Source organism: Bacteroides coprosuis (genome assembly GCF_020741705.1).
Taxonomy (GTDB): Bacteria; Bacteroidota; Bacteroidia; order Bacteroidales; family Bacteroidaceae; genus Bacteroides_E; species Bacteroides_E coprosuis.
Map to the genome: position 1 here is coordinate 1 of NZ_DYYK01000128.1, position 7,971 is coordinate 7,971.

Annotated in this window: 6 protein-coding genes; 5 read left to right on the plus strand and 1 reads right to left on the minus strand. The window is 37.4% G+C overall.

Annotated features, from left to right (window positions below; all coding sequences use genetic code 11):
• Positions 1-748: 748 nt before the first annotated feature.
• Together K8V80_RS07320 and K8V80_RS07325 are read left to right on the plus strand one after the other, a co-directional pair.
• Complete coding sequence (locus K8V80_RS07320) at positions 749-1,780, plus strand: hypothetical protein (RefSeq protein WP_276776583.1); 1,032 nt, start codon at positions 749-751, stop codon at positions 1,778-1,780.
• Positions 1,781-1,928: 148 nt separating this feature from the next.
• Positions 1,929-2,300: a hypothetical protein gene (locus K8V80_RS07325; protein WP_006745224.1), complete on the plus strand. Its 372-nt coding sequence runs from the start codon at positions 1,929-1,931 to the stop codon at positions 2,298-2,300.
• 71 nt (positions 2,301-2,371) lie between these two features.
• On the opposite strand, the gene K8V80_RS07330 is transcribed toward K8V80_RS07325, so the two are convergent.
• On the minus strand, positions 2,372-3,742 hold the full coding sequence (locus K8V80_RS07330) for a hypothetical protein (protein WP_276776586.1): 1,371 nt from the start codon (positions 3,740-3,742) through the stop codon (positions 2,372-2,374).
• 309 nt (positions 3,743-4,051) lie between these two features.
• Between K8V80_RS07330 and K8V80_RS07335 the strand changes: the two genes are divergently transcribed.
• The 3 genes from K8V80_RS07335 to K8V80_RS07345 all read left to right on the plus strand — a co-directional run bounded on the left by K8V80_RS07335 (position 4,052) and on the right by K8V80_RS07345 (position 7,818).
• Entirely contained in the window at positions 4,052-4,405 is a 354-nt protein-coding gene (locus tag K8V80_RS07335; RefSeq protein ID WP_157450730.1) for a hypothetical protein, read from the plus strand.
• A 134-nt stretch (positions 4,406-4,539) separates the two neighbouring features.
• The gene (locus K8V80_RS07340) at positions 4,540-6,852 is read left to right on the plus strand and encodes a TonB-dependent receptor (protein WP_276776588.1); all 2,313 of its coding nucleotides are present in this window, start codon (positions 4,540-4,542) and stop codon (positions 6,850-6,852) included.
• 18 nt (positions 6,853-6,870) lie between these two features.
• Positions 6,871-7,818 (plus strand): hypothetical protein, encoded by a 948-nt coding sequence (locus K8V80_RS07345; protein WP_276776590.1) that lies wholly within the window; start codon positions 6,871-6,873, stop codon positions 7,816-7,818.
• The last annotated feature ends 153 nt before the right edge of the window (positions 7,819-7,971 follow it).

Here is a 7,971-nt window from a genome sequence, read left to right on the forward strand (position 1 = left end):
AGATTCTTTGCTTTCGTTAGTTTGAGAATGTACTTCTTTTCTTCTTGATAAGAAAAAAGTACAAAAAAAGAATCAAGACTACGTCGTTTAACTCTGGTCTGTACTTACGGTCTGTTGCGTACATCTTCGGCAGATGAAACTCCCTACTCTGTTACTTACTGGTTACTAATGACATATACTAATTTAAAAGAAGCCAAAGCATCTAAATCGAGCGAAGCAATGATCCCGAAGGCTCTTTCCAGCATCGTCGGGAAGGGGCGTAGCGTAGCGAGTTCGGAATTTTTGCGCCTCATAACAATGCTACGGTAGCCTCTGGAGACCTGCTGGTGCACTTTGGCTTCGCCCAAACTGCTCACGTTCGGCATCTGAAAAGCAAGCTTTTCGCTGCTCTCTCTGAATCGCAGTTTTCATTTTGGTATCTTTTTCTTTCGGGCAAGCGAAAGAAAAAGTACATTCAACCAGAAAAGGAATATCAATAACACTAAAGAAAATTAAGTCACTAGCTTAAGAGTAAACTTAAGCAATAAAGACAACTATCAGCAGCTAAAAAGAATAAGCATATCACAGTGCTTCTTTACTACATTTATCTTTCGGGCAATAAAAAAGACTAGATAGCATCAAAACTGAAGGAATAAAGACAAGTATCAGCAATAAAAAGATGAAATCTATAATCAATCTAGTATTTTTACGAAAAAAAAGAGATACACTTGAATAAGAATACCTATTTTTAGATGAAAATATAAATAGCATGAAACAATATAAGTTTGAACAGACCTTTCTGGAGAAAATAGAACAAGTCAATCAGGAATTGATGAAGACTCCACCATCACTCATCTATAAAAAACAGATGCATGAACTAGCTTCTGATTTAATAGAAACAGCTAGAACCATACAAGAAGAGGCAGGAGACCTACTCCACCCCTATCTCCTAACTAATTTCCTATCGGACCTCGCCGAAGGAATCAGTGATGATAATGAAATTTCATCAGACTCCATGGACATCCAAACAGAAAGTCATGATTGCATTGGAGGGGATATAGAAGATGCGGCTATGGAGCATGTCTTCCAGATCCATCAAGCTATGACTGCCGATACAGGTGTTCCCGATACGCCTCACGATTGCCTAAAGTTCTACGGACAGTTGGAGCCCCATGTTACCTATATTAAAGTGAGCAAACTAGCTTCACCAGACATCTCCGAGGAAGATCTTGAGGGCATGGACTTTGAGGATGATTTCAACCTAGACTTTGAGGAAGATTTTGATGTTCCTGGACTGAATGTCATCAATCAGAATGCTATGATCGTTCTTCAAGAAGGAATTCAAAAGGTAATGGCTTTGGCGAAAGATAAGAAACAACAAAAAAAGCTACTTACCCTATGCCAAGAGATGTATTCACTAGGAGATTGGATCTTATATCTTTCTGATGAAGACGAATACACCGAGGATATAATGAAGATTAGACACATCGTTCAACTGATTTGCAATGAATTTTTTGATGAACCCATCACGGGAGTAGAGTGGGCCAAACCCAAACACAATGAAGAGTTTGATGTTTTCATGGAAGCAAGCATAGAAAGCAAACCCGAACTTTATATAGAAGCTTATCCCCAAGGGTTGTTTACTAAACTTATGCTTTTTGACTATTACAACACCAAATATGCACTAGAAATAGGGCAATGGCTAGCAAATTTAGATGAACAGAATTTTGATGACTATTTAGATGCTTATCCCAAAGGACTATTTAGCAAGGTATCTAAATACCTACAAAACAACTCATAAGAATATGCAACCGAAGTAAAATAGTTCTACTTCGGTTGTTTTTTTGCCTTTATCCAAAAGATTTAAGCCAAAAAGTTTCAACCTCTTACTATTATAGCTATTTTTAAGATGTGATTTAAACTTCTTGTAAAACCTAAGCTAATATGATATGACTAACACCCAAAAGTTGGCTAAAAATGCCTTTCGCAAATTGAGACACCTCATACTGAGTGATGACTACAGCGATAAAAACCTAAAAGAGTATAATGGTATCCTCAGCAATCTGTATGAGGAGAATCCTCCTAAAATATCCGATTTCAATTCTCTGGGAGAGCTAGATATGATAAGCATTTTCGGCTTCCAGCTCTGCAAACAAAAAGTGATGGATATCTATCACGGCAGTAAAGTGAAATCGAGCGAGTTCAATAAATTAATTATAGGAGTTACTACCATAGAGCAATCCATGTCTTCCGTAATGGACTTCGACAAATTTACTATGCTACTCGACCACCGCATCGGGAATTTGAGTGGGGAGAAGTAAGAAGATAAAAGTAAAAAGGATTTGACTGAGTCAAATCCTTTTTACTTTTCTATGAGTAGTACTCATCTTAATTATTCGCTTTTCACATTATGAATTCTAAATTCAAAAACCACATCATCAAGAGCGACTTCATTGGCAGCAGCTAATTTCACCTTTACCCAAAGATTACGTTCTATAAACTGATAAGAGATCAACTCGAATATGGGGCGTTCTAGGTAGATCCATTTCTCCATTTCGGGAAGATTGGCATCTTCTACCAAAGCCATTACACTGCCTCCAGGAACTTGCACTTCCACCCAATCCAAGAGATGACCGTTGTCCACTCTTCCTATCTGAGCTTTCTGAATCCACTTGCCTATCGAGCTCTTCAAGAGATAAGCCATTCGATCTTCTTTGGGATTTCGCTGTATCAGGTTCTTGATATGTTCTTGCAAATCGGCAGAAGAAGCGATTAACAAATCCTTTTTCAACTCGCCCAAGGGTTTGAATCCTGTAATGGTTTTCTCGACTTCAACCAACTCTTTTTGAGTTTCACGGAAGGATATGCGCACTGTAAAACTTAAACTATTATCCTGACTGTTGAGCGATTTGCTATCACCCACTAACTCAACAACGTATTTGTCGAAATCAAAAGTAAGTAGGTGGGAATAGAATACATCTAGATTTTGATAGACCCTATGCATATAATAAGTAGCTACAAAGGCTTTGTTAATCCCTAATTTGGAGGCATAATACCTCTTTTTATCCATCGGCAAACGAGTAGCAGACAGACTCTTCACTCCTTTGTAACGAGTAGTAAACTGAAGGTATCCAGCTTCATAACTCAGGTCGGAAACCTCAATATCGTTCAACTCCTCTTCCGAAAAAGGGTAAATTGTTCCTGATGAATCAAAAGAGTAAAAAGAGATAAAATCTTTGAGATAAGTCAGAGTATATCGAGATAAATCCTCTTTTTTACCCGTAAGAAGTCCTTCTAAATCGAATTCTTTTAAGTACACATCTTCATCTACTTTCCATTGAGCATAACTACGACTACCTAAATAATAGGTGTCGGGTTTCTTTGCAAAGCCAACAAAAGCGAAATCTTCATCAAAAGAGGTACCATTTACCAAACCCTGAACAGCTAGTTCAAAGGTTCCTTCTTGCTCATCCTGACGAATCACTTGGACTTTATTTACTTGAATTTTCTTTTTATGAATCAGCTTTAGCTCTTTGGTTTTTTGAGCTTGATCTAAAGCCACAGCAATGCTTTTCGAAGTATCAAACAGAAAATAAGCACTCATATCTTCCGAAGTAACTTCGACCGTTTCTTGGTTGGGAGCATGGGGATTTTCCTCTTCTTGAGAGGGAGACTGAGGGATAGGCGTATGGATAGGATCGTGATCTTTACTACAAGAGATAAACACACAGATTAGCATTAAAATAGATAATCTTCTTTTCATATCGTTTTCTGATATATAAATAAATAGGGTTATAACTCTCCTTCTTTCAAAGGGTTGGCAAAAATAAATACTTTCAATAAAAAACCACTAATTATGCAAAGTTTTTTTAGCAAAAAAATAATAAAAGTGAGAAGGATGCTAGTTAGGATAGCCATCTAAACAGCTCATTCGATCGAGTAGCTAAGAGTTTAAGAGATCTATAAATATTAAATTATTGAAATACCTAGTATTGGGTATTTGTTCATTCTAAAATAAATAGTAGCTTTGTTTGAAGTTGATTCTAACTAGGTTTACGCGATTGATTTAGGAATGAGCACAAGGAAAAAATCAGACTATTTACGAAGAAGTAAAGCTTATATTCTTCTATTTGCCTTACTTCCTCTTTTTATGATGAAAACATTTCATCATCATGCTGATTTTGCCGTTGTTCAGAATTACAATACCATCATCAATGGCCAAACAACTCTAGTTTCGGCAGAAGAAGATTGTGCTATCTGTGATATGCTTCTTACTTTTTTCACTCTCGAAAAAGAACTTTTTTTAAGCATCAGCACACTCATTCTCTCCTTAGAATTTACGATATCACTAGATGAGATCCACAGTGATACCCCTACTTCTTTCTTTTTAAGAGCACCTCCTCTACTTCTCTCTTCTATTCAATAAATCAGCCTTAATCAGCTGTTCATAGATTTTATCTACCGTTTTTATCGGTAGACGGAATTCTTCAATCCATAAAACAACTCTAATATTTTAATAAAGCCACTCGGTTAATAGTGGTTTAGAATTCTTATGCTTAAATGAAAATATATTTTATCAGCATGCTCCTGTTGATATCAGGAAGCCTATGCTCTCATTCTTTATATGCCAATCGTTCATCAGAAAAAATAAAGATCAAAATAGTAGAGAAGGATTCCTCATATCCTATCGTGCAAGCTCTTATTCAAATCCAGAATAAGGTGTATGTATCCGATGCAAAAGGAGAATGTACTATTGAACTTTCCCCCACAGATAACGTGATGCATATCCACTCTTTGGGATATAAGCCGAGAGAGATCTCTTCTTTTCGGGGTAAAAAAGAGCTTCTTGTTTTCCTTGAATTAGAGCAAAATCTTCTTGAGGAAGTTGTGGTAAGCAGCAGTAAGCAAACCGCTGCAAGAAGTTCTGTAACACAAGCATTAACGGGTATCGAACTCAGTAAAAATCTAGGAAAATCTCTAGCCGAATCTTTAGAAAAGATGAAAGGAGTTAGCTTCATTCAGAATGGAGCAACTGTGGCTAAACCTGTAATACAAGGGATGTATGGCAACCGAATTCTGATCATCAATAATGGGGTTAGGCAAGAGGGACAAGCTTGGGGAGATGATCATGCTCCCGAAATAGATATGAATAATGCCTATTCTGTAACTATTATAAAAGGTGTTGATGCTATTCGTTATGGTTCTCAAGCTTTAGGGGGGATGATACGCTTAGAACCCAAAGAGCTACCTTATAATAGGATGAAGATTGGAGGAAATCTATCGACTAGTTATGGAAGCAATGGGAAACGATATGCCCTTACAGGATACCTAGATGGTTCTCTGCCCTTTGCTAAATCTATTGCTTGGAGGGTACAAGGAACCTTACTCAATGGTGGCGATCGTAAAACAGCGAAGTATTTATTAAATAATACGGGAGTGCGGGAGTATGACTTTTCTACAGCTCTAGGATATAGAAAGAGGGATGTTTCCTTCGATTTATTCTATAGCCGATACGACTCCAAAACAGGAGTTTTATATACTTCCCAACGGGGAGACATTGAGTTACTCAAGGAGAGAATAAAGATTGGTCGTCCTTTGGAAATAGAGCCTTTTACCAGAAAGATTGATTATCCTTATCAGCAGGTAATCCACCAGATCTTTAGAGTAAAGTCTGATTGGGACATCAATACAAAGAACCAATTGCACTTTCAATACTCTTATCAAACCGATCATAGAGATGAGTTTCATGCTAGACGAAATAATCTATCGCATATCCCCTCTTTGAGTTTGGATCTATCTTCCAGTCAGTTGGACTTGAGTTGGCTTTATTCTCCCTCTCGAAATCTAAAAACAGAGGTAGGAATATATACAGGCTTTGCAGATAACGCCAATAAAGCAGGTACAGGCGTTGTTCCTATCATACCCAATTACACACAACAGAATTGGGGTACGTTTTTGATTCAAAGGTTTTTGAGGGAGAAGTGGAGTGCCGAAGCAGGTATTCGGTTTGACAGACAAAGTAGTAAAGCCGATGGCTTTGATTCGTATGGAGAACGATACGGAGGTAAACGAACATTTGCGAATGCCACCTATCATCTAGGAGGTGCTTATCAGATAAGTCGTCCTCTTCGATTCGTATCCAATCTGGGGCTAGCGTGGAGGTCTCCCCATGTACACGAATTGTATAGTAATGGACTAGATCATGCCTCGGGAATTTATGTTGTGGGGAATAGCCAACTCCAACCCGAACGAAGTACCAAATGGATTAGCTCTTTCATCTATGAAACCCAGCCTCTCACGCTCTCTATAGATGGTTATTTGCAGTGGGTTCATAATTACATCTACGATGAGCCCTCACAAGATTATATGACTATCGTTTCGGGTACTTATCCTGTTTTTAAGTACAAGCAAGTAGATGGTTTCTTTAGGGGAATAGATGCAGAATTATCATTTACTCCTTTTTCATCCCTAACTTATACCCATAAAGCGAGTATGATTTGGGCCAATGAGAAGAATACAGGACGATATTTACCCTATATCCCATCCTTTCACTGGCTACAAACTTTGGGGTATGAATTATCGGGTATCCCTCTTTTCCATAAAGTAAGTTTTACATTGAAACATAAGTATGTAGCTAAGCAAAAACGTTTTGATCCAGCTACCGACCTGATCCCATTTACTCCCCCTGCTTATCATTTATTGGGGTTGCAAATAGAAGGTAATATAGACTTCAAACAGAAGCATAAAATGACCTTTCTAGTTGAGATAAACAATCTCTTAAACAAAGAATACAAAGAATATACAAATCGATTTAGATACTATGCACATGATACTGGACGCGATATCCGTATGGTGTGTATATGGAGTTTTTAATTTTAAAAAGATCATAAAATGAAACAGAAATTTATGAAAGTGATGACTGCCTTTTTGATGGTAGCAAGTATGGGAATGTTTTCATGCAGCAAAGATCCAGATATTCCTAGTAATGAAATTTTAAACAAAGATCATGAAGACCCAGTAAAAGCGGAATTAATTTTAGTGGAAGGGCATTTGCATGGAACTTATAAGTTTCATCAAAACCCCGAGATAGAAGGTGTTGTACATCTGAATAAAGTTCAGAAAGTAACAATTGAGCAGACCGAGAAAGGATGGCACCCCAGTGCAGAAAGTGCTAAGCAATTCAATGTCAGAAGTACCCCTCATGATGCCAAAGGACAAAATGTGTATGCCCTATGGATAAAGTATTATAATGCTAAGGGAGAAGAGATCACAGGAGAGTTTGTAGAAAATGGTCAAGATCAAATTCATCAGCATTTCTTTATTCCAAGAGATATTAAAAACACTTTTGATGGAGTAAGCGAAAAAGACGATACCAACCCTGCAACCTTGTTTGAATACTTCTATTGCGATACCGACCCTTGGGATAAAAACAGGCACAACGAAGGAGCTAAATTAATTGGGGATAAAAATCCTATCGGATTGAAAGGATACTTTAAGTTTTTAAAACCCCGAAAACAGTTTGTATTAAATATAGAGTTAATGCATGCGGCAAAATCTAAATGGGATGCTAAAGGACAAGCTTCCCCTTTCTATGCTCCTAGTCTAGCCCAAAGACAAAGAGATCATTGGGATTTAAAAATCAAAATTCCGGTAGTCGTTTATGCAGATCAAATGGAGTACCTAGAAACTGAAGCGATAGAAGATTTATCCGAGTCCGACAAAAAGTTACTCGAATCAATAGCTAAAGCCTATTCTATTACTCAAAAAGAAGCTCTTGAAGATTTGAAGATTCTTTTTTATGGGGACATAGACCCCGAAGCTGGTTCTATTTGGCTTTAAAATGCATCGTAAAAAACAAATACCTTTTTATAAAGAGAGTGGCTAGCCACTCTCTTTTATTGTCAATGCTCATTTGGCTCCTAAATCAGTAAGGGTATTGCAAGGTGTTAAGACTATTTTTAGAGTCTGTTATCCCTCTGTACAAATCTAAAA

What these genes read in the sequence shown, in the direction of transcription:
- K8V80_RS07320 (WP_276776583.1), top strand. Translation starts at nt 749, where the DNA reads ATGAAACAATATAAGTTTGAACAGACCTTTCTGGAGAAAATAGAACAA.
- K8V80_RS07325 (WP_006745224.1), top strand. Translation starts at nt 1,929, where the DNA reads ATGACTAACACCCAAAAGTTGGCTAAAAATGCCTTTCGCAAATTGAGA.
- K8V80_RS07330 (WP_276776586.1), bottom strand. Translation starts at nt 3,742, where the DNA reads ATGAAAAGAAGATTATCTATTTTAATGCTAATCTGTGTGTTTATCTCT.
- K8V80_RS07335 (WP_157450730.1), top strand. Translation starts at nt 4,052, where the DNA reads ATGAGCACAAGGAAAAAATCAGACTATTTACGAAGAAGTAAAGCTTAT.
- K8V80_RS07340 (WP_276776588.1), top strand. Translation starts at nt 4,540, where the DNA reads ATGAAAATATATTTTATCAGCATGCTCCTGTTGATATCAGGAAGCCTA.
- K8V80_RS07345 (WP_276776590.1), top strand. Translation starts at nt 6,871, where the DNA reads ATGAAACAGAAATTTATGAAAGTGATGACTGCCTTTTTGATGGTAGCA.